Source organism: Aequorivita sp. 609, from assembly GCF_014212065.1.
GTDB classification, from domain to species: Bacteria; Bacteroidota; Bacteroidia; order Flavobacteriales; family Flavobacteriaceae; genus Aequorivita; species Aequorivita sinensis.
This window is the reverse complement of record NZ_JACJVM010000067.1, coordinates 1-409: the sequence shown is the minus strand read 5'-3', so window position 1 is coordinate 409 and position 409 is coordinate 1. Positions and strand designations below refer to the sequence as shown.

The 409-nt window shown below is 50.9% G+C and carries 1 pseudogene; it reads left to right on the top strand.

Features of this window, described 5'->3' with window-relative positions:
• Window positions 1-158 precede the first annotated feature (158 nt).
• A pseudogene (locus H4O20_RS12705) lies at window positions 159-409 on the top strand (hypothetical protein); the annotation flags it as partial.

Below are 409 nucleotides of genomic sequence, written 5' to 3'. Positions count from 1 at the left end.
GCCATCGTCCAGCTTTCATTGACCGTCATGGAGGACTCGAGTAGTTGACATTTCCTTTAACCTTCTCTTTTCACGCTTTCCTTCGTACGGTCATCGATCCGTATTTGGTGTAATTAACGACTTTTCGCACATCGACGCGCGCCTGTCTCAGTTTGAGGATGAAGCTCATCATCGGCATCGGAGGGGTCACAAACGGGGGTAAAACGACACTGACGGACAGACTGATCAAGAACCTGCCCAACTGCTGTGTGGTCCATCAGGATGATTTCTTCAAGCCCCAAGATGAGATTGAAGTTGGTGAAGATGGCTTTAAGCAGTACGATGTCATCAGCGCTCTGGACATGGACGCCATGATGAGCACCATCACCGCCTGGCAGCAGAACCCCGTCAAGTTTGAGCGATCTCACGG